Origin of the sequence: Pseudomonas sp. F9001 (assembly GCF_013385435.1) — a bacterium.
In the GTDB taxonomy this organism is placed as follows: domain Bacteria; phylum Pseudomonadota; class Gammaproteobacteria; order Pseudomonadales; family Pseudomonadaceae; genus Aquipseudomonas.
Map to the genome: position 1 here is coordinate 484,560 of NZ_JACAPX010000011.1, position 16,872 is coordinate 501,431.

Genomic DNA, 16,872 nt, shown 5'->3' on the forward strand with positions numbered 1-16,872 from the left:
CTCCCTCGCCACACAGAGGATATGGTGGGATGATTCGCAGCTGATCAGCCCGTAGGAACCTGTCATGTCCCTGGCAACCTTATTTCTGTTCGTCATGATGAGCGCCGCGATTATCGCGATACCTGGCCCGACGGTTCTGTTGGCCCTGCAAAATGGTTCGCGCCATGGTTTGCAGGCGGCGTTCTGGGGCATGGCCGGAGCGGTGTTGGCGGACGCGTTGCTGGTAACGGCGGTGGCGTGTGGCCTGGGATTGCTGCTCGCGGCCAGCGAAGGGCTGTTTCAGGCGCTGAAATGGATCGGTTCGGCGTACCTCATCTGGATCGGCTGGCAGATGTTGCGATCACCCCAGGCGGCGTTGCCATCGGTGGGCGAAGGTGAGGACGGCGGCACCCGCTCGGCGAGTATTTTCACCCGCAGTTTCCTGGTGGCGATTTCCAATCCCAAGGCGTTGTTGTTCATGTCGGCATTCCTGCCGCAATTTGTCGACAGCACCCAGGCGCAACTGCCGCAGTACGCGTGCCTGTTGCTGGCGCTGTGCGTGCTCAATGTCAGCATCATGATGTTCTACGCGGTATGCGGGGCACGCTTGCTCAGTCGCCTGCGGCCCGCACATTTGCAGCATTTCAACCGTGGGGCGGGTGGGTTGTTGATGACGATGGGCGTGCTGTTGGCCGCTTACCGTCGTGCCCCGGCTGCGTAACTTAAACGAATGGCTGGCCGTGGAACCCGCGTGGCAGGCGCTGACGGCCTGGCAGGTCGGTCAGGCGCTGGGTCCAGGCACTGCGCCAGTCACCGGCGGCATGGGCGATTTTGGACTTGCGCGCGGCACGCCGAGCGGCGTTGCGTTGGGTGCGGCGGGCTTCCTTGAAGACTTCGGTGTTACGGCAGGTACGGCACTTGACCCGATTCAGCTCGGTGCTGGAAGGGAGGTTGTTGCCGTGATGACCGCAGGCAAGATGCCCGGCGACCTTGAAGTGAATGACCATGTAAGCGTCTCCTTCTTGGGGGATGCGTCGCATCGGTAATCTGCTGATGCGCGCGGGCAGGGCGGGGCAGCCATTGGCTGATGTTCACCGCTCTGTCTTTTATGACAGTTCGCTGCTCCATGCGTTCGGTAATGCAAGCTGGCACTGCTGTTCGCGACGCACCCGCTCGTTTATCCTCCGGTCACACACACAATGTGACTGGAGTGGAAGATGAGCAATCAAGAGTCCCAGGAAGGCGGCTGCCGTTGTGACCGGGTGCGTTTTACCGTGACCGAAAAACCATTGATCACCATGGCGTGCCACTGCACCGGGTGCCAGAAGATGTCATCCAGCGCGTTCTCGCTGAGCGCGCTGATCCCCAGCCACGGATTCACCATCACCCAGGGCAACCCGGTGATCGGCGGGTTGCATGGCGTAGACCGCCACTACTGCTGCCCCCACTGCATGAGTTGGATGTTTTCCCGCCCCAATGGCGTGGAAGATCTGATCAACCTGCGCCCCACCATGCTGGATGACGCCAGCGGTTATGTGCCATTCATAGAAACCTGGACCAGTGAAAAGCTGCCGTGGGCGACTACCCCGGCGCAGCACAGCTTTGCGCAGCTCCCGGAGAGGGAGAATTTCCCCGCGCTGATACAGGCGTACGCCGAGTACAGCGGCGGTTGAACTAGTCCATCAGTGCCAGCAGGTCGGTGTCGCCCACGTCGCGCCCGGCCTGGGTCAACAGCGTTGTCACCTGGCCCCGGTGGTGGGTCTGGTGATTGAAGAAGTGCACGAGCAGTGCATGAAAATTCTTGTTCATGGGCGTGCCCGCCATGTTGTGGTACTGCAGGGGCTGATCCAGGTCCGACTCACTGATCGACTGCACCCAGTCGATGATGAGCTGGTCGAGCCAGGCGCGGTGGGCCGACAGTTCACGGATATCGGCGAAGGCCAGTTGATTCAGACGTGGCGGCAACCCCAACGCGTCTAACGGTACCAGCGCGGCAAAGCCTGCCGGATGCTCGGCGAAACGCTTGAGCCAGACGCGATCACCCAGGGCGAGGTGGTTCAGCGTGCCAAGGATCGATCCGAAGAACGCGCCACGGTCGGCAATCAAGTCTTCGTCGCTCAGGCCGTGGGCCGCTTCATACACCTTGCGGTTCATCCACTGGTTATAGGTCGCCATCAAGGCAATCTGCTCGGTACGGGTCACGTGAGGTTCCTCGATGGGGGGCGCGTCGCCATGATAATGCGAGCCTGCCGGGCGGTCATGGTGTTCTCGCGCAGCGCAGCTATTGTTGTTGATCTGGAACTCTGCGCCCTGGGAGGGTGACACCATGAATACCGGCGATCTACTGGAACAATTGTTGCGGGCGGGCCAGGCCTCGTCCAGCCAGCAGGGCGGCGCTGCACCCGGGTCTCAGGGCGGGCTCGGTGGTTTGGGCGGCTTGCTTGGCGGTTTGCTGGGCGGCAGCGCTGCTTCGGCTTCCGGCGGTGGCGGCCTTGGTGGCTTGCTCGGTGGCCTGGGCGGCATGCTCGGCGGAACCCGTGCGGCGCCTCAGGGGCGCACCGGCGGCACCAACTACGCGGCGCTGGCGTCGTTGGGGATGATGGCGTTCCAGGCGTATCAGGCCTGGCAGCGGCAACAGGCGTCGGCGCCGCAGCAGGCGTTGCAGACGGTTGACCAGTTGTCTGGCGCGCAGGTCGAAGAACACAGCCACGCCGTGCTGCGTGCATTGATCGCGGCAGCCAAGGCGGATGGCGAGATTGATGAGCGGGAGCAGCAGATGATCTCGGCCGAGATCGGCAAGCACACCGATGATCCGCAATTGCAGGCGTGGCTGGATGCCGAGGTAGCCAAACCGCTGAATGCGGCGGATTTTGCCGAGTTTGCCGGCGACCCGGCGGTGGCGTCGGAGGTGTACCTGGTCAGTGTGCTGCTGGTGGATGACCAGCGGGACGCGGAGCGCAATTATCTGGATGAGCTGGCGGCGCAGTTGAAGATTGATCCTGCGTTGCAGGTGCATCTGGAACAGCAGGCCAAGGGGCAGGTTTAAATCGCTATTACGGTCATACCAAGCCGGTGGCGAGGGAGCTTGCTGTGGCGAGGGAGCTTGCTCTCGCTGGGCTGCGTAGCGGCCCCGGAATCTTTGGGAGCGCTTCGCACTCCAGCGGGAGCAAGCTCCCTCGCCACTGGGATCATCGTCTGTGGGTTAGAACCGCAGTGTGGCCCCCGTCGTGAGCCATTGATGCTGATCCCCGATCAAACTGCGTCCTACCACCAGGTCCACGTCCACATTCTTGCCGATATGCATCCTCGGCCCGGCTTGCCAGGCCTGGTCGCCGCCTTGCTGGCCGTAGCGTTCGGCGATCAGTGTCAGTGAGTCCATCAGGCTGTATTCAAACCCGGTGCCCCAGGTCGGCCGATGGGTCTGGTCGCCGTCGTTATAGGCGTGGCTCCAGCCGGCGTTGAAGTTAAGCCGCAGGGCCTCCATGGGCTGCCAGGTAAACGGCACATTCAAGTCCGCGCCATCAAACGAGTGCCGGCGGTTCAGCGCGTAATGTACGCCGGCAGACGCGGCCAGTTCCAGGCCCAGGTCTTCCCGGGCCCACAACTGCGCCTTGAGCTGCGGATTCACTTGGGTTTCGCCGTCGCCATCATGGTTGGCCCGGGACACGGCGGCAGTCCACTGCAACCAAGGAATGGCAGCGGAGGTGCAGGCCGGCGCCAGGGTTTCACTGTGGGTTGAGCCCGCGTGCCGGTTGGCGGTGAACCAGGCGTCGACATTGCATTCGCCCGGGGCGTTGATTGCGCCGTCGTCGACCACGTAGGAGCCGCCTGCCGCATGGGCATTCGACATCAGGCTGAGCACCAGCACGATGCCCGCGGTCACGCCGACGAAAATCAGGTTGCGCCGCACTGCCCGAAGCTTGGAGGCGGGCAGGGGATGGAAGGTAACGTGGGTGGTGCGGTTGCGGTATTTAGTGAAACCGTCAGGGGTGTGTTTCTTGTACATGGTGAACCTCGATCAACAGCCGGTGGCGCGCCCCGACCGGACTTGGCAGGGACGCGCCGTGTTTCAAATAGAAAAAAGTGTGCAACGGGGTACCGCTACAACGGGGTTCTTCGTTCATGCCTGGATACTCCAATAAGGGTTGATTCAGCTGTCTACAGTCAGCACATGGATGCCACTGGCCCTGGCCTGGCTCACCAGTTCCGAGGTGTCGTCGCCACCGGGCAGCGCGATGATCACGTCGGGCCGGCTGTCGGTGAGCATGAACTGGTTGCGATGGCGTTCGGCCTGCTTGCCATGGCGTTGCCAGTTGGGTGGGTAACGCACCACATCCACTCCGGTTTCCCGGGCCCAGTCTTCCACGTCGCTGCCCAGGAACTGGCTGCCACCGTGGATCAATACCTGCACCGGGCGCAGGCGGTGGTAGGCGTCCAGCACCTGGCGGGACATTTTTGTATCGGCGTAATGACGACCTGCACAGATCAAGACGCGCATGGTGATCTTTCCTTGTAGTGCGTATTGCCATTTATCGACGCGGGCGCAGCAAGCGTATGCAGGTGCTGTTCAAGGTGCTGGAAAACCCCAGCATGAAGCGCATTTCCACGGCGCTGAGCACGTTGCGCGCGTACAGCCGTACGCCCAGCACCATCACCGCCTTGGCCGCCTGGGCGAGGCCGAACACCAGCAGCGCGCGAGCAGCGTTGTCGAGGTAGCTCATAAGTGTGTTCATTGTCTGTCTCCGCGTGCACTGGCTATCTACCGATAGCCAGCGCTTTCAGGGGCGGTTGATCAGTACCACTGCTTGAAGCGGCGGATGTAGAGGGTTTTCATCAGTTGTGCCACGCAGCAGTAGGCGACCAGGGTGCCCACCAGCCATGGGAAGTACGCCAGTGGCAGCGGCTCCAGGCCAACCATCGCGCCCAGCGGCGAGAACGGTACGTAGATGCCCAGCCCGATCACGATGCAGGTCATCATCATCACCGGCCATGCGGCGTTGCTCTGGAAGAACGGGATCTTGCGGGTGCGCAGCATGTGCACCACCAGGGTTTGCGAGAGCAGCCCCTCGATGAACCAGCCGGACTGGAACAGGGTCTGCATTTCCACGCTGTTGGCCGAGAACACGTACCACATCAGGGCAAAGGTGGTCATGTCGAAGATCGACGAGGTCGGCCCGATCCAGATCATGAAGCGGCCAATGTTTTTCGCGTCCCACTTGCGTGGCTTGGCCAGGTATTCCTTGTCCATCTTGTCCCACGGCAAGGCCAGTTGGGAGATGTCGTACATCAGGTTTTGCAGCAGCAGGTGGATCGACAGCATCGGCAGGAACGGGATGAACGCACTGGCCACCAGCACCGAGAACACGTTGCCGAAGTTGGAACTGGCGGTCATGTTCAGGTACTTCATGATATTGCCGAAGGTTTCGCGGCCTTTCAGCACGCCTTCTTCCAGCACCATCAGGCTCTTTTCCAGCAGGATGATGTCGGCGGATTCCTTGGCAATGTCCGTCGCGCTGTCCACCGAGATGCCCACGTCGGCATCCCGCAAGGCCGGAGCGTCGTTGATGCCGTCGCCGAGGAAGCCCACGGTGTGGCCGTTGGACTGCAAGGTCTTGAGCACCCGCGACTTCTGCAGCGGCGTCAGCTTGGCGAACACCGTGCGCTCCTCGACCCGCAGCTTGAGGGTGGCGTCGTCCATCGCTTCGATTTCCGTCCCCAGCAACGGTACGCCTGGCTCCAGGCCGACCTGGCGGCAGATCTTGCTGGTGACGATGGCGTTGTCGCCGGTGAGCACTTTGACGGCCACGCCAATTTCGCGCAGGGCAGCGATCGCCGGGCCAGCGGTTTCCTTTGGTGGATCAAGGAAGGTCAGGAAACCACGGATCACCAGGTTGCGCTCATCGGCCGTGGTGTACTGCTTGCGGGCGAGTGCCTGGGGAATGTTGCGGGTGGCCAGCACCAGCACGCGGAAGCCGTCTTCGTTGTAGTCCTGGGCAATCGCCAGCAAATCGTTGCGACGCCGATCATCCAGCTCGACGGCCACGTCGCCTTCCATCACGTGGGTGGAAATGCTCAGCATCTCCTCGACCGCACCCTTGCACACCAGCAGGTGATCGTTTTGCGCGTCCTTGACCACGATCGACAGGCGACGGCGAATAAAGTCGAACGGCAACTCATCCACCTTGCTATAGGCAAACGGCACCTGGAACTTCGGATTCTGCTCGGAGAACTGTACGACCGCCTGGTCCATCAGGTTCTTCATGCCGCTCTGGTGATGGCTGTTGAGCCAGGCGAGGGTCAGCACAGAATCATCACGGTTGCCAAAGGCGTTGACGTGGTGCTCGAGGATGATCTTGTCCTGGGTCAGGGTGCCGGTCTTGTCGGTGCACAGCACGTCCATCGAACCGAAGTTCTGGATCGCGTTGAGGCGCTTGACCACCACCTTGCGCTTGGCCATGGCGGTTGCACCCTTGGCCAGGTTGGCGCTGACGATCATCGGCAGCATTTCCGGGGTGAGGCCTACCGCCACTGCCAGGGCGAACAGCAACGCGTCGCTCCAGTCACCCTTGGAGAAGCCGTTGAGGAAGAACACGATCGGTGTCATTACCAGCATGAAGCGGATCAACAGCCAGCTGACGCTGTTCACCCCGCGGTCAAATGCGGTTTGCACCCGGGAGCCGACAATCGCCTTGGCCAACGAGCCAAAGTAGGTACGCGGGCCGGTGGCAACCACCACGGCTTTCGCCCGGCCGCTGACCACGTTGGTGCCCATGAAACAGATGTTCGGCAGGTCCAGCAGGTTGCCCTGGTCGGCCGCCGTGGACGTGGCGGATTTTTGCGTCACATCCCCGAGGGTGTCGTACTTCTCTACCGGCAAGGCTTCGCCGGTCAGCACGGCCTGGCTGATGAACAGGTCACGGGACTCGATCAGGCGGATGTCGGCCGGGATCATGTCGCCGGCAGACAGTTGCACGATATCGCCGGCCACCAGGTCGCGCATCGGCACTTCCCGCAGGGTCGGCTTGGAGCCCACTTGCTCGCGGCGCAACACCGTGGCGGAGGTACGCACCATGGCCTTCAAGGCCTCGGCGGACTTGGCCGAACGATGCTCCTGCCAGAAGCGCAGCAGGCTGCTGAGCATGACCATGGTCATGATAATGATGACCTTGGTCAGGTCGGCTTCTTCACCGGCCTGCAGTGGCAGCCAGTAGTCAGTGAAGAAACTGATGGCGCCGAGGGTCAGCAGCACGTAGATGAACGGGTTGTTCAGGGCCTGGAGGAATTGCACGATGGCGTGAGGCGGCTTGTCGTGGGCCACCTCGTTGTAGCCTTCACGTTGCAGGCGAGCAGAGGCATCCAGTTCGGTCAGGCCATCCTTGGTTGCCCGGACATTGGCGAGGGTTGCCGAGAGGCCGTTCTGGGCTTCGCGGGCGGCGCGCATCGACAGCTTGGTGTCGGTATCCGTGCCGTTTTTCTTGTGCAGTTTCGGGTTTTTTACTGCGCTCATTGTGTGTACTCCTGTCGCCAATTTTTCGACAAAACATACCCGGTACTTACCTGATGACAGGCGAGCGAAAGCATGCCGAGTCGCTGACTTCGCGATCGGTTTAAATAAGGTGTTGGGTAACTTTCTATGGGCCCGCTAACAGCGCGTTAGTTAACTAGCGCGCAGCGGGCTACTACTGGCTTCGTCCATAGAGAACTCCAGCTAATCAATTAACGGATAATCAGGAAGTTGCTGTTTCCAGCTGGCTTATGCCGCGCGAGCGTCCACGTAGAGGCTCAGCATCAGGCTCGCTTGCGCGACCAGGCTGGAAACGTCCCGTCTCTGTGGGTCTTGAGGGTCGGCGTGATCCCATTGCTGGACCAGGTGGCCGGTGGTGGGGCAGATACGCCAGTGTGCCCGGGGAGTCGGGCACACGCGGGGGGATGAGGTCACAAAGGTGCTGCGGGTAGGGGAAAAGCCTACGGGCTCGCGGCACAATTTGGCACGCAGGGCGTTAGCCAGCGTACGCAGATCAGGTAAAACAATCAGTTGAAAGGTCATAACACACCTCGGGACCGGACTGGCATCCGGTGAGGCAGTTACGTTGGAGCGTCAGGCTCTAGCGCAGCTTACTCGGCCGGAAAGGCGAGTCCCGTCATTTTTTCTGGGTTTGGCGCCCGATTCGCCGCATTCACGGTGATCGGACAACGACTAGATACTGTGTCCATTGGCTTCTTTTGTGAGGTTGAAAAATGGCCCTGAGTTGCAGGCACGGGGAATTTACTCAGGCAGTTGCCGGATGTCAACGTTTAATGACTTAAATTGTTACTGGTTCAGAGTTTGTTCAGATAGAAGGTTGGGGGAAGTTGCAATATCAAGTGTGCTTATTGATAAGTGGCCGGTGTGTGGCGGGCAGGTGAAGTAACAATAGCCGGATAACTTATTGCGGGGTTCCGAAGCCTGCGTTCGGCCAGCGTGGTTTAACGGGGCGCCCAAGATCAACAGCAAGAGCACAGCGGCCTACCGGCCGGCTTGAGTGTTGAAGAGCAAAAGCCAAATCAAAAGCTAAAGCGGGCACGGTCCAAATGTGGGAGCGGGCTTGCTCGCGAAGGTCGTTAACGATGACGCGGGCATTCTGGATGAACGCGGCGCTCTCAGGTTTTTCGCGAGCAAGCCCGCTCCCACAGAAAAGCAGATCTGTTTTCGCTCTGGTCTTTGCTTTTGCTTTTAACACTCAGGTCNNTTGATCTTGATCTGACTGCCCCAATAAGCCCGAGGCCGAACGCAGGTATTGCGGAGCCCTTTGCCTACTTTGGGCTGGGCCGGCATTCCGGCTTTTCCAAAGTGAGCCGCTGTAAGAGCGGAACCATAGGCCGCCGTTACCCAAATAACGGATATGCCCCCTCAAATCCCCCGCAACGCCAACATCGCCAGATACAGCAGCACCACCCCACAAGCCCCATAGCTAACCCTCTGCCACATGGGCGAAGCATTCCGCCGCAGCAAGTTGACCAACCCCGCAATCAAAAAACACGACAACACCGACGCCAGCATAAACCCCGCAAAAAACATCAACGTCTGCCCATGGCTAGGCGCCGCCCCGACTATCCCCGATAACGCACTCCCCAGCGCCCCCCAATAGACAATGTTCTTCGGATTGGCCAGGGAAATCGCCGCCCCCACCACCAGCGCATTCTGCCCGGACCTGGCCGGCGCACACCCGGCCTCTGGCAAGCGCCAGGCATCCATCAGGCTGCGAATCCCGAGCCAGGCCAGATACAGCCCACAAACGGCCGTCAGCGGCACCCGCACCGACTCATGCTGGATCAACAACGCCATGCCCGTAAGCCCGATCACCGCCCACACGGCATCGCCCACCAGCGAACCGATCTGCACCAACAGCGCAGGGGTAAACCCATGCAGCAGCCCGCGGCGCAGCGTCTCCGCCAGCACCGCCCCCGGCGACAGGCAAAACACAAAACCGAACACCAGCGCCGAAAAAAAGATCGTCAACATGCCTGCCTTCCTTCAAGTGATGGCCGGCATTTTAGGGAAGGGTGTGTAAGTCGTCTTGAACCAGATTGCGCTTTTCAGCCCTTGAGCACGCGTTGATAGCGCCCCGGTGTGATCCCGTAGGCCGCCCGGAAATGCCGATTCAGATGGCTCTGGTCAGCAAACCCCAAGGCATGGGCAACCTGCGACGCCGCAACGCCTGAGCGCAACAGCCCCTTGGCGCGCCGGGTACGCAGTTGCATCGCCCACTGGCGTGGACTCAGCCCGGTTTCTTTCTGAAAAGCCCGCAGCAGATGGAATTTCGACAGGCCCAACTCGTCACCAAGGGTCTCGAGTGCCACCGCCTGGTGCAGGTTTTCAGCCAGCAATTCCTGGGCCTTGATCACCAACCCGCGTCCCACCGCAGTGCTGCCAGGCAAGCGGACGCCGCTGCAACCGACGACTTCGCCGAGCAGCACCACCAGGGCTTCCTCACTCAGCTCCCGGGCCAGCGGATCGGCACTCAACGCACCTTCAATCGCCCCGGCGAGTTTCATCGCCAACGCCGGCTGGAAGCACAGCGAACGGTCAAACTCCAGGTGCGCCAGACCCAGGTCAGCCGCCAATTGCTCGGCAGTCGCATACAAGCTGACAAACCGCCACGGCTGCCCTTCGGCCGCGCCTCCGCCTTGAATCTGCCCCGGGTTGTACAGGGTGATGCTGCCGGGGCCGGCCTCGAAGGTGCGACGATCCAGCCACACCTGTTCCTCGCCGAGCAGGTTGACGCCGATCACGCATTCATCATGGCTGTGGCGGGCAAATGTCAGGCCGGTGCAGGTGGTGCTGCTGACTTCGTAGTTGCCCAGCCAGGCGTGCTGCATGGAACTCATTGAGGGGGCTCGCTGTGACCGTTGCCCGCGAGCATACGCCGGAAAAGGGCTTCAGATCGACTACTCGCCCGGCTCTTCGGTTACAGCGTGGCGATGCGATCAAGCTTGGCCTTGATTTCGATGGGGCTGAGGCTGGCGAACGGAATCTCGAAAAAAGCCCGGCAGCGCCGTTCAATGATTTCCAGGGTGGCGCGGAACGCGGCGTCGACTTGGGCTTCATCGCCTTGAACATCCGACGGATCCTCCAATCCCCAATGCGCCTTGAGCGCCGGGCCGAAATACACCGGGCAAGCTTCTCCAGCAGCCTTGTCGCACACGGTGACGACGATGTCCGGCGGGCTGCCTTCAAAGGCGTCGTTGCCCTTGCTGTACAAGCCTTCCGTGCTGATGCCGGCGGCCTTCAGCGTGGTCAGGCTGCGTGGCAGCACCTGGCCCTTGGGGAAACTCCCGGAGCTGATGGCCTGGAAACCGTCCGGCGCCAGATGGTTGAACAAGGCTTCCGAAAGAATGCTGCGGCAGCTGTTGGCGGTGCACATGAACAGGACTTTCATCAAGCGAACTCCGTTAGAAACTCAGGCGCAAGGCCAGGGCGGCGAGGGTGATCAACAGTACCGGCAGGGTCAGCACGATCCCGACCTTGAAGTAGTAACCCCAGGTGATGGTGATGCCTTTGCGTGCCAGGATGTGCAGCCAGAGCAAGGTCGCCAGGCTGCCGATAGGGGTGATTTTGGGGCCGAGGTCGCTGCCGATCACGTTGGCGTAGATCATCGCGTCCTTGACCACGCCCACGGCGTGGCTGGCCTCGATGGAGAGCGCGCCGATCAGCACGGTTGGCAGGTTGTTCATCGCCGAAGACAGCAGCGCGGTGAGTACACCGGTGCCCAAGGCCGCGCCCCATACGCCATAGCTTGCGAAGGTGTCGAGCCAGGTCGCGAGGTAGTCGGTCAGCCCGGCATTACGCAGGCCGTAGACCACCAGGTACATGCCCAGGGAGAAAATCACGATCTGCCAGGGCGCCTCCTTCAGCACCTTGCGGGTGGAGATTTTGTGGCCCTTGGCGGCGATCACCAGCAACAATATGGCGCAGGCAGCAGAAATTGCGCTGATGGGAATGCCCAGCGGTTCCAGGGCAAAGCAGCCCACCAGCAGGATGCCCAGCACCCACCAGCCGGCGCGGAAGGTGGCGCGGTCGTGGATCGCGCTGGCAGGGTCGTCGAGGTCGGCCGGGTCGTAGGTTTGCGGAATGTCCCGGCGGAAAAACCACAGCAATACGGCGAGGGTCGCGGCGACGCTCACCAGGTTCACCGGCACCATCACTGCGGCGTATTCGTTGAAGCCGATCTTGAAGTAGTCGGCCGAGACGATGTTCACCAGGTTGGAGACTACCAGCGGCAGGCTCGCGGTGTCGGCGATAAACCCGGCGCCCATGACGAACGCCAGGGTGGCCGCCGGGGAAAAGCGCAACGCCAACAGCATCGACATCACGATGGGCGTGAGGATCAGCGCCGCGCCGTCGTTGGCGAACAAGGCCGATACCAGCGCGCCCAGCAGCACCATGTACGCGAACAGTCGCCGACCGCGCCCACGGCCCCAGCGCGCCACATGCAAGGCAGCCCAGGCGAAGAAGCCCGCCTCATCCAGCAGCAGGCTGATGACGATCAGCGCGACGAAGGTCCCGGTGGCGTTCCAGATGATGTGCCACACCACCGGGATGTCGGCCAGGCTGATAACCCCACAGGCCAGGGCCAGGATCGCGCCCATCGTGGCGCTCCAGCCCACGCCCAGGCCCTTGGGCTGCCAGATGACCAAAATGATGGTGAACAGAAAGATAGCAACGGCTACAAGCATGAAAAGCTCTCCGCAGGATCAGCAGCAGGCGCTGGCCCGTTGTGGTCGGTCACCCATGGTTTCCAGACGCTGGGCGTCTGTTTTTAACCAGGCTTGGTTGGCTTGCAGGGTGGTGTCGAGCACTGCCGTCACCCACTCCGGCAAGGCCGGGTTGAGGCGGTAATAAATCCACTGGCCCTGGCGACGGTCCAGCAGCAACCCGCAACTGCGCAGTTGCGCCAGGTGGCGGGAGATTTTCGGCTGGCTGTCGTCCAGAGCATGGATCAATTCGCACACGCAAAGTTCGCCTTCACGCAGGATCAACAACGTCAGCCTGGCGCGGGTGGCGTCGGCCAGGCATTTGAAGACGTTGGGCGGGGAGAAAAGATCTGACATGGTCAGTGCCTTGATACATATGGAAATACGAATATACGGATTTCCATATATATTAGTCAAACCTTGTTTCGATTGACCTGCGTCAAGTGCCCGACAATCGATGACAAGTGGTTGAAATTAAACTGAAACACAAATGTCCTAAAGTGCCTGCCCATTGGTGATGAAGGAAGAAAACGTGTGACCCGTGCCACTCGCAACCTGCGCAAGACCCTGGATTCCGTCGCGGACAATAACGAAACCGCGGCGTTTGACCTGATGCGCGCCGTCGAAAAGCTCAGCGATGAAGTGCTGCGCCAGCGCCTGCTCAATACCATCCACCGGCTCAACCAGGACGCCCACGAACTGCGCGAAGCCCGGGACGCGGTTGAGCGGGTGTCGGTCAAACTGGCTTGAGCACGATCGTTCAAGACAATCCCTGATACCGCTGGCATGCTTGTCGACTGACTGTCGATGAGCTTGTTGTGTATGCCTAACGCTCTGCCTCTGAATGCCTTTTCCCGTGGCGCGATTGCGATCATTCCATTGTCCCTGGCGTGTGCGCCGTGGGGATTGCTGGCCGGTTCGACTGCAATTGATGCCCAATTCACGCCACTGGAAGCCCAGGGGCTGTCGACCATCGTGTTTGCCGGTGCCGCACAATTGGTGGCCATCGGCATGGTCAAGAGCGGCGCCAGCCTGATTTCGATCCTGCTGACCACCTTGCTGCTGACCTCCCAGCATTTGCTCTACGGCATGCACATGCGTCCCACGCTGTCGCCGCTCAAACCACGGTGGCGCATGAGCCTGGGCTTTTTGCTGACCGACGAATTCTTCGCCCTGGTCAGCCAGTACGACCGCCAGACCTTCAATCGCTGGTACGCCCTGGGCGTCGGCCTGACGTTCTATATCATCTGGAACGTCTTTACCTTCGCCGGCATCGTGCTCGGCAAAAGCATTCCCGGGCTGGATCAACTGGGGCTGGAATTCTCGATCGCAGCGACCTTTATCGCCCTGATCACCCCGGTAGTGCGCGACGTGCCGACCATCGTCTGCGTAGCCGTGTCGTTGCTGTGCTCGGTTTGGCTGAGCTACCTGCACTGGGAATCGGCGGTGGTGGTGTCCGGTGTGTTGGGGATGAGCGCAGGGTATGCCTGCAAGCGGCTGGGAGTAGGGCAACAATGATCTTCGTGATGATTTTTGGCATGGGTTTGATCGTGTTTCTCAACCGCTACCTGTTTCTCGAGCCGCGCCTGCCGGTGCGCCTCAATCGCGGGGCGCGGGAGTTTCTCGGGTTTGCCGTACCGGGGATGCTCACCGCCATCTGCGGCCCGATCATTTTCCTGGCTGATCACAAGCTCAACCTGAGTGTGGGCAACCCCTACCTGCTGGCCGGAATCAGCGCCGTGGCGTTGATGTTCTGGACCCGTAGCGTGCTGATCACCGTGTTGCTGAGCATGGCGCTGTTCTATCTGTTCCGCTGGCTGCTCTGACCAGCAAACTCCTGCTACGGGGGAGCAAAACCAAGGCAAAAAAAAGCCTGCGGGAGGGCAGGCTGGAAGGGAGACTTCTTAAAAATGAGCCTGCCGACTATAGGCGGCGAGGTCTTCCTTCACAGTGAAACAAAGTTCATGAATCTGTCAGCTATTCGATAACCGGGGCGGCGGCTTTCTTGTTGGCTTTCGCCTCGGCCGCCAGGCATTCCAGGGCAAATTGCTCGGTGTAGGTCATCTGGATCGGGGTGCTTTCGCCCTTCACGGTGCGCTCGCCGTCAAGGATGTAGCGGATGCGCTTGTCGGTCACGCCGATGCGTTTGGCGATCCACGAAGGCGTCTGGCCGATGCGGCTGATCAGCTTGTCGGCGTAGTCGGTGGAGGGGTTGTAGCGCTCGGCATTGGGTGTCATGGGGTTTCCGGGTAAAAGCGGGTTCGTAAGTAGGCGGCAGGGTGACGCAATAATCCTTCGGTGTCGCCTGCTAATGGTACAGTCGCGTTTTTTCCAAGGAAGCTTCGGTATGCGGATGGTGGTAATTGGCGCTTTGGTCCTGGCATCGCTGGCCGGTTGCGCGGGCTCGAAGATGAAAGAGGCGCGTACCGGCGCGCCCTACAAAACCCTGGCCTCCGACAAGGCTCCGCTGGTGGTTGCCCAGTGCATCCAGTTCGGCTGGCAGGATGAAGCGGTGTTCGGGGTGGATGCCGGTGGTTTCATGGAGCCTGCACAGGCTGGTGGCTTCACCATCTACACCACGGCAGGTGACTATTTTGTCGACGTGCGCAGTGCCGGCGCCGGCGCCTCCGTCAACTATTACGCGGCCCAGGATGACTATCCGGCCAAGCGCCGCCTGGCGGCGCTGGCGACCTGCCTGTAATCCATTCCGTTAGAAAAGTTCAGAAATGCCCTGCGGACAGTCCCGCAGGCATTGTTTTAGTATTTTCCCGCTCACCCGGCGTGACGGCTCTTTACCGGTACAGGGATGTCGAGGCCGGAGCGTCGGGAGGGCAACTGTTTTCTAGCGGGGCATGTACCCCAGGTGCCAGCGCCGCGGAATCTTCAGCGACACCAGCCCCAACAGCGCCGACAGCACCCCGCTGACCAGCAGCGCACGAATCCCCATGTGGTGCTCCAGCAACGCACCGATCACCGCACCCACAAACATCCCGGCCCACGGGATCAGTTGCACGCGCCAGCCGTTGCGGCGTTCACCGAGCATCCAGCGGCCCAGTCCGCGACCAAAGCGTGACAGCGCCCCGGTGACATAGGTAAGCCCCACGGGCAACCCGTTCACTTCTTCGACGGCGGCATTCAACATGCCCATGGCGATGATCGCTGCCAGCAACGCCGGCAATTGATCGGCAAACGGCCAGGCCGCAGCCCCGCACAGCAGGGTGGCGATGCACAGCAACAAGGGTAGGGCGTGGCGCCGGCTGACGCGGCTGACCATCACGCCCAGCGCATTCCCGGCGATAAACGTCGCCACCAGCAACGTCAGGCGCCCGGTAAGGCCCAGGTCGCCTTCGCTGATCGCCACGGCGAGGCGCGTGGTGTTGCCGCTCATGAACGACACAAAATCCCCGCTGGCCATGAAACCAATCGCATCGGTCATGCCCGCCAGCACGGAAAGGCTGGCCACCAGCAGCAACCCGACACGCCCGCGCCATTTGTGGCGATGCAGCAAGGCGGCGTTGGTGTAGGGCTTCAGGGATGAAGGCAGCATGGGGCCGGGTTCCTCGGTGAGATTATCCGGCCACTACCGTAGGGCGCTTCGTGCTCCGCTGCAATGACTTGGCGCACTTACAGGCGTTCGGCCAGTTGCTCCAGAAACATCGCCAGCCCGACTTCCTCGGCTTTCAAGCCTTTGCGCACTCGGGGCTTGGGCAGTTTCGCCAGTTCGCCCAGGCTGAAATGCTCCAGCACCGCCGGGTGGATGTAGCACTTGCGACACACCGCCGGCGTGTTGCCCAGTTGCTTGGCAACGTTCTTGACCATCTCCACCACATGTTTCCTGGCGTCGGATTCCGGCTGCCACTCAAGCTCGCGCAGCACTGCCAGCGCCAGGGCGCTGCCGGCCCAGGTGCGGTAGTCCTTGGCGGTAAAATCCGCGCCGGTCAGGGTGTGCAGGTAGGCATTTACATCGGTGGAACTGACGGTATGGCGCTCGCCGTTCTCGTCCAGGTACTGGAACAGGTTCTGCCCCGGCAACTCCAGGCAACGCTTGATCACCGTGGCCAGGCGCCGGTCCTTGACGCTGATCTGGTGCTCGATGCCGCTCTTGCCGCGAAACTGGAACAGGATCTCACTGCCCTTGATATCCACATGGCGGGTGCGCAAGGTGGTCAGGCCGTAGGAGCGGTTGTCGCGGGCATATTGGGTATTGCCGACGCGGATCAGGGTGGCGTCGAGCAGCAGCACCACCGTGGCCAGGACCTTTTCCCGATTGAACCCGGGCGCCTCGATCTGTGCTTCCAACTGTTTGCGCAACTTGGGCAGCGCGCTGCCGAACTGTTGCAGCCGGGAGTATTTGTCGGTGTCGCGCACCTCGCGCCAGCGCGGGTGGTAGCGGTACTGCTTGCGCCCCCGGGCATCCCGCCCGGTGGCCTGCAGATGGCCGCGCGGGTCGGCGCAGATCCACACATCGGTATAGGCCGGCGGCACTGCCAGTGCGTTGATGCGTTTGATTTCGTCGGCATCGGTTATGCGTGTGCCGTCGGCCTTGAAGTATTGGAATTTGCCCCGCAGCTTTTTGCGGGAGATCCCGGGCTGGGTATCGTCGACGTAATGCAGGTCGCGGGGCAGGTCGGCAAGCAACGCAGGATCGGGCATGGCGCA

The 16,872-nt window shown here is 61.3% G+C and carries 22 protein-coding genes; 7 read left to right on the forward strand and 15 right to left on the reverse strand.

Annotated elements, in window-relative coordinates:
• Window positions 1-64: 64 nt before the first annotated feature.
• On the forward strand, window positions 65-700 hold the full coding sequence (locus tag HX818_RS11125; RefSeq protein ID WP_008435048.1) for a LysE family translocator: 636 nt from the start codon (window positions 65-67) through the stop codon (window positions 698-700).
• 1 nt (window position 701) lies between these two features.
• Here the strand turns inward: HX818_RS11125 and HX818_RS11130 are convergent, their stop codons facing one another.
• Window positions 702-986 (reverse strand): hypothetical protein, encoded by a 285-nt coding sequence (locus HX818_RS11130; RefSeq protein ID WP_177020084.1) that lies wholly within the window; start codon window positions 984-986, stop codon window positions 702-704.
• A 210-nt stretch (window positions 987-1,196) separates the two neighbouring features.
• Here HX818_RS11130 and HX818_RS11135 point away from each other — a divergent pair, with 210 nt between their 5' ends.
• Window positions 1,197-1,652, forward strand: a complete 456-nt coding sequence (locus tag HX818_RS11135; RefSeq protein WP_003207766.1) for a GFA family protein — start codon at window positions 1,197-1,199, stop codon at window positions 1,650-1,652.
• Between the two features lies 1 nt (window position 1,653).
• On the opposite strand, the gene HX818_RS11140 is transcribed toward HX818_RS11135, so the two are convergent.
• A complete protein-coding gene (locus HX818_RS11140) occupies window positions 1,654-2,181 on the reverse strand; it encodes a DinB family protein (RefSeq protein ID WP_134326561.1) in 528 nt (175 codons plus the stop codon).
• Window positions 2,182-2,305: 124 nt separating this feature from the next.
• Between HX818_RS11140 and HX818_RS11145 the strand changes: the two genes are divergently transcribed.
• Window positions 2,306-3,025: a tellurite resistance TerB family protein gene (locus tag HX818_RS11145; RefSeq protein ID WP_087693913.1), complete on the forward strand. Its 720-nt coding sequence runs from the start codon at window positions 2,306-2,308 to the stop codon at window positions 3,023-3,025.
• A gap of 156 nt (window positions 3,026-3,181) precedes the next feature.
• Here the strand turns inward: HX818_RS11145 and HX818_RS11150 are convergent, their stop codons facing one another.
• The 10 genes from HX818_RS11150 to HX818_RS11195 all read right to left on the reverse strand — a co-directional run bounded on the left by HX818_RS11150 (window position 3,182) and on the right by HX818_RS11195 (window position 12,570).
• Window positions 3,182-3,985 carry a hypothetical protein gene (locus tag HX818_RS11150; protein WP_177020085.1) on the reverse strand — a complete coding sequence of 268 codons (804 nt, stop codon included), beginning with the start codon at window positions 3,983-3,985 and terminating at the stop codon, window positions 3,182-3,184.
• A gap of 144 nt (window positions 3,986-4,129) precedes the next feature.
• Window positions 4,130-4,477, reverse strand: coding sequence for a DUF2493 domain-containing protein (locus HX818_RS11155; protein ID WP_003217865.1), 348 nt, complete (start codon window positions 4,475-4,477; stop codon window positions 4,130-4,132).
• A 31-nt stretch (window positions 4,478-4,508) separates the two neighbouring features.
• A complete protein-coding gene (locus tag HX818_RS11160) occupies window positions 4,509-4,712 on the reverse strand; it encodes a hypothetical protein (protein WP_023658813.1) in 204 nt (67 codons plus the stop codon).
• A 59-nt stretch (window positions 4,713-4,771) separates the two neighbouring features.
• Window positions 4,772-7,486, reverse strand: a complete 2,715-nt coding sequence (gene mgtA / locus HX818_RS11165; RefSeq protein ID WP_177020086.1) for a magnesium-translocating P-type ATPase — start codon at window positions 7,484-7,486, stop codon at window positions 4,772-4,774.
• Between the two features lie 246 nt (window positions 7,487-7,732).
• Window positions 7,733-8,026, reverse strand: coding sequence for a hypothetical protein (locus HX818_RS11170; protein ID WP_003219143.1), 294 nt, complete (start codon window positions 8,024-8,026; stop codon window positions 7,733-7,735).
• Between the two features lie 843 nt (window positions 8,027-8,869).
• Entirely contained in the window at window positions 8,870-9,481 is a 612-nt protein-coding gene (locus HX818_RS11175; protein WP_177020087.1) for a LysE family transporter, read from the reverse strand.
• Window positions 9,482-9,555: 74 nt separating this feature from the next.
• Window positions 9,556-10,347 (reverse strand): AraC family transcriptional regulator, encoded by a 792-nt coding sequence (locus tag HX818_RS11180; RefSeq protein WP_174717782.1) that lies wholly within the window; start codon window positions 10,345-10,347, stop codon window positions 9,556-9,558.
• 80 nt (window positions 10,348-10,427) lie between these two features.
• A complete protein-coding gene (locus HX818_RS11185; RefSeq protein WP_177020088.1) occupies window positions 10,428-10,898 on the reverse strand; it encodes an arsenate reductase ArsC in 471 nt (156 codons plus the stop codon).
• 13 nt (window positions 10,899-10,911) lie between these two features.
• A complete protein-coding gene (locus HX818_RS11190) occupies window positions 10,912-12,195 on the reverse strand; it encodes an arsenic transporter (RefSeq protein WP_003212605.1) in 1,284 nt (427 codons plus the stop codon).
• A gap of 18 nt (window positions 12,196-12,213) precedes the next feature.
• Window positions 12,214-12,570, reverse strand: coding sequence for a metalloregulator ArsR/SmtB family transcription factor (locus HX818_RS11195; protein ID WP_003212604.1), 357 nt, complete (start codon window positions 12,568-12,570; stop codon window positions 12,214-12,216).
• Window positions 12,571-12,747: 177 nt separating this feature from the next.
• On the opposite strand from HX818_RS11195, the gene HX818_RS11200 reads away from it, so the two are divergent.
• The 3 genes from HX818_RS11200 (at window position 12,748) to HX818_RS11210 (ending at window position 14,039) form a co-directional block, all read left to right on the forward strand.
• A complete protein-coding gene (locus HX818_RS11200) occupies window positions 12,748-12,963 on the forward strand; it encodes a hypothetical protein (protein ID WP_003212603.1) in 216 nt (71 codons plus the stop codon).
• 72 nt (window positions 12,964-13,035) lie between these two features.
• On the forward strand, window positions 13,036-13,731 hold the full coding sequence (locus tag HX818_RS11205; RefSeq protein WP_087693909.1) for an AzlC family ABC transporter permease: 696 nt from the start codon (window positions 13,036-13,038) through the stop codon (window positions 13,729-13,731).
• The gene (locus HX818_RS11210) at window positions 13,728-14,039 is read left to right on the forward strand and encodes an AzlD domain-containing protein (protein ID WP_008432487.1); all 312 of its coding nucleotides are present in this window, start codon (window positions 13,728-13,730) and stop codon (window positions 14,037-14,039) included. The genes HX818_RS11205 and HX818_RS11210 overlap by 4 nt, the downstream gene beginning before the upstream one ends.
• A gap of 151 nt (window positions 14,040-14,190) precedes the next feature.
• Here the strand turns inward: HX818_RS11210 and HX818_RS11215 are convergent, their stop codons facing one another.
• Complete coding sequence (locus tag HX818_RS11215) at window positions 14,191-14,451, reverse strand: hypothetical protein (RefSeq protein WP_003212600.1); 261 nt, start codon at window positions 14,449-14,451, stop codon at window positions 14,191-14,193.
• 109 nt (window positions 14,452-14,560) lie between these two features.
• Between HX818_RS11215 and HX818_RS11220 the strand changes: the two genes are divergently transcribed.
• A complete protein-coding gene (locus HX818_RS11220; protein ID WP_087693907.1) occupies window positions 14,561-14,914 on the forward strand; it encodes a hypothetical protein in 354 nt (117 codons plus the stop codon).
• A 141-nt stretch (window positions 14,915-15,055) separates the two neighbouring features.
• Here HX818_RS11220 and HX818_RS11225 read toward each other — a convergent pair whose 3' ends face one another.
• Together HX818_RS11225 and HX818_RS11230 are read right to left on the reverse strand one after the other, a co-directional pair.
• Window positions 15,056-15,760 (reverse strand): YoaK family protein, encoded by a 705-nt coding sequence (locus tag HX818_RS11225; protein ID WP_003212598.1) that lies wholly within the window; start codon window positions 15,758-15,760, stop codon window positions 15,056-15,058.
• A 77-nt stretch (window positions 15,761-15,837) separates the two neighbouring features.
• Window positions 15,838-16,866 carry a DNA topoisomerase IB gene (locus HX818_RS11230; RefSeq protein ID WP_102369005.1) on the reverse strand — a complete coding sequence of 343 codons (1,029 nt, stop codon included), beginning with the start codon at window positions 16,864-16,866 and terminating at the stop codon, window positions 15,838-15,840.
• Window positions 16,867-16,872 lie beyond the last annotated feature (6 nt).

Excerpts from the sequence above, each read along its gene's own strand:
- HX818_RS11180 (WP_174717782.1), bottom strand. The coding sequence starts at position 10,347 with ATGAGTTCCATGCAGCACGCCTGGCTGGGCAACTACGAAGTCAGCAGC.
- HX818_RS11150 (WP_177020085.1), bottom strand. The coding sequence starts at position 3,985 with ATGTACAAGAAACACACCCCTGACGGTTTCACTAAATACCGCAACCGC.
- HX818_RS11225 (WP_003212598.1), bottom strand. The coding sequence starts at position 15,760 with ATGCTGCCTTCATCCCTGAAGCCCTACACCAACGCCGCCTTGCTGCAT.
- HX818_RS11175 (WP_177020087.1), bottom strand. The coding sequence starts at position 9,481 with ATGTTGACGATCTTTTTTTCGGCGCTGGTGTTCGGTTTTGTGTTTTGC.
- HX818_RS11130 (WP_177020084.1), bottom strand. The coding sequence starts at position 986 with ATGGTCATTCACTTCAAGGTCGCCGGGCATCTTGCCTGCGGTCATCAC.
- HX818_RS11205 (WP_087693909.1), top strand. The coding sequence starts at position 13,036 with ATGCCTAACGCTCTGCCTCTGAATGCCTTTTCCCGTGGCGCGATTGCG.
- mgtA (WP_177020086.1), bottom strand. The coding sequence starts at position 7,486 with ATGAGCGCAGTAAAAAACCCGAAACTGCACAAGAAAAACGGCACGGAT.
- HX818_RS11190 (WP_003212605.1), bottom strand. The coding sequence starts at position 12,195 with ATGCTTGTAGCCGTTGCTATCTTTCTGTTCACCATCATTTTGGTCATC.
- HX818_RS11185 (WP_177020088.1), bottom strand. The coding sequence starts at position 10,898 with ATGAAAGTCCTGTTCATGTGCACCGCCAACAGCTGCCGCAGCATTCTT.
- HX818_RS11135 (WP_003207766.1), top strand. The coding sequence starts at position 1,197 with ATGAGCAATCAAGAGTCCCAGGAAGGCGGCTGCCGTTGTGACCGGGTG.
- HX818_RS11195 (WP_003212604.1), bottom strand. The coding sequence starts at position 12,570 with ATGTCAGATCTTTTCTCCCCGCCCAACGTCTTCAAATGCCTGGCCGAC.
- HX818_RS11215 (WP_003212600.1), bottom strand. The coding sequence starts at position 14,451 with ATGACACCCAATGCCGAGCGCTACAACCCCTCCACCGACTACGCCGAC.
- HX818_RS11145 (WP_087693913.1), top strand. The coding sequence starts at position 2,306 with ATGAATACCGGCGATCTACTGGAACAATTGTTGCGGGCGGGCCAGGCC.
- HX818_RS11125 (WP_008435048.1), top strand. The coding sequence starts at position 65 with ATGTCCCTGGCAACCTTATTTCTGTTCGTCATGATGAGCGCCGCGATT.
- HX818_RS11220 (WP_087693907.1), top strand. The coding sequence starts at position 14,561 with ATGCGGATGGTGGTAATTGGCGCTTTGGTCCTGGCATCGCTGGCCGGT.
- HX818_RS11160 (WP_023658813.1), bottom strand. The coding sequence starts at position 4,712 with ATGAACACACTTATGAGCTACCTCGACAACGCTGCTCGCGCGCTGCTG.
- HX818_RS11170 (WP_003219143.1), bottom strand. The coding sequence starts at position 8,026 with ATGACCTTTCAACTGATTGTTTTACCTGATCTGCGTACGCTGGCTAAC.
- HX818_RS11230 (WP_102369005.1), bottom strand. The coding sequence starts at position 16,866 with ATGCCCGATCCTGCGTTGCTTGCCGACCTGCCCCGCGACCTGCATTAC.
- HX818_RS11155 (WP_003217865.1), bottom strand. The coding sequence starts at position 4,477 with ATGCGCGTCTTGATCTGTGCAGGTCGTCATTACGCCGATACAAAAATG.
- HX818_RS11210 (WP_008432487.1), top strand. The coding sequence starts at position 13,728 with ATGATCTTCGTGATGATTTTTGGCATGGGTTTGATCGTGTTTCTCAAC.